The 1,482-nt window shown below is 58.7% G+C and carries 2 protein-coding genes; both read right to left on the bottom strand.

Translation table 11 applies throughout. The features are described 5' to 3' along the window. Positions 1-104: 104 nt before the first annotated feature. A complete protein-coding gene (gene dusB / locus NW837_RS12380) occupies positions 105-1,190 on the bottom strand; it encodes a tRNA dihydrouridine synthase DusB (protein WP_414331927.1) in 1,086 nt (361 codons plus the stop codon). Between the two features lie 16 nt (positions 1,191-1,206). Further along, a complete protein-coding gene (gene rpsR, locus NW837_RS12375; protein WP_414331925.1) occupies positions 1,207-1,422 on the bottom strand; it encodes a 30S ribosomal protein S18 in 216 nt (71 codons plus the stop codon). Between the last annotated feature and the right edge of the window lie 60 nt (positions 1,423-1,482).

Here is a 1,482-nt window from a genome sequence, read left to right as displayed (position 1 = left end):
TGTCCCAGCAGCAGGCGCAATAGCCTTTTTCGGGGCCACAGGCTACAGCCAAGGCAGACGTGCGGCGATTTCCAAGCAATTTCCAATTGTGGGGATCCTTGGAGCTACGCCCAACCGGCTTCAGGGAGAAGGTCGACCTCCTCGGTGGTTTTAATGGCCTCTTCCGGTCGAGGTGTGGCTTCCTGGCAGCGCTCCATGGCTTGAAGAAGCAGGGCTTCCCCTTCCTGCACCGTCTCAATGCGACAGAGGAGAGCACGGAATTGAGAGGCTCCGGCAAAGTCTTTGATGTACCAAGTCATGTGCTTGCGGGCCTGACGGATGCCACGTTCTCCCTTGTACTCCCAGAGACCGCGCAGATGCTCTAAGGCCATTTGAATCCGCTCCAGGGGAGTGGGGGCCGGTCTTTCTTGACCGGTTTTCAGGAAGTGATCGATTTCCCCCACCAGAAAGGGATAGCCCATGGTGCCGCGGGAGCACATCACCCCATCGGCTCCGGTTTCCTCCAAACACTTCACCGCTGCGGCTGTCGAGAAAATATCCCCATTGGCGATGACGGGAATGCGCAGGTGCTGTTTGACGCGGCGGATCCAGTCCCAGCGGGCTTTGCCGTTGAAGCCTTGGGCGCGTGTTCGGGCATGCAAGGTGAGCAGTTGCGCCCCTGCCTCCTGCAGACGGTGGGCAAAATCCAAAATGTTGATCTCCTGATCCGACCAGCCCAGGCGCGTTTTTACGGTTACGGGCACCTCCACCGCTTTGGCCACCGCCTCCACAATTCGCGCTGCCGTGTCGGGATCGCGAAGCAGAGAAGAGCCGCCGCCGTTTTTGGTAATCTTGTTCACCGGGCAGCCCATGTTGATGTCCACCAAGGTCGCCCCTTCGTCCACAGCCATGCGGGCTGCTTCCGCCAGAAAGTCGGGCCGACAATCAAACAGTTGGATGCCAATAGGCTGCTCCCCCTCGCCAACCTCCATGATGCGGGGCAACTGGCGGGCATAGTGCAAGCCGGTCGCGCTGACCATTTCCGTGTAAACCAAGCTGTGGGGGGCAAAACGGCGCACCAGCCCTCGAAAGACTTGGTCGGTTACCCCTGACAGCGGCGCCTGAAAAACGCGGCTCAAAACTTTTACCCCGCCGATATTGAGGGGCTGGGACAAGCGGGCTTGGAGTTCCGGCGAAAGCTGCAGGCCCATCGGGATCCGGAGAAAGCTATCCCTCTTTGTTGACAAAGTAAAGAAGACCGATGATGCGCGCTCGTTTGATTGCGGCAGTGAGCTCCCGCTGTTGTTTGGCAGTCAGGCCGGTGATGCGGCGGGGCAAGATCTTGCCACGCTCGGTAACAAATTTCTTGAGCAGCTCAACATCGGTGTACCTAATGGGTTCTCCCGGCTTAATGGGAGACAGGCGGCGGCGAGCGTAAACCATAGGTCAGGAGAACGGCGAAACGGCTTGAACTACTTAATCTCTTTGTGGACGGTGTGGCGG

This window comes from Synechococcus sp. R6-10 (genome assembly GCF_047461815.1).
Taxonomy (GTDB): Bacteria; Cyanobacteriota; Cyanobacteriia; order Thermostichales; family Thermostichaceae; genus Thermostichus.
This window is presented reverse-complemented; position numbering and strand designations above follow the sequence as displayed.

Coding starts and splice junctions, on each gene's coding strand:
- dusB (WP_414331927.1), bottom strand. CDS start 1,190: ATGGGCCTGCAGCTTTCGCCGGAACTCCAAGCCCGCTTGTCCCAGCCC.
- rpsR (WP_414331925.1), bottom strand. CDS start 1,422: ATGGTTTACGCTCGCCGCCGCCTGTCTCCCATTAAGCCGGGAGAACCC.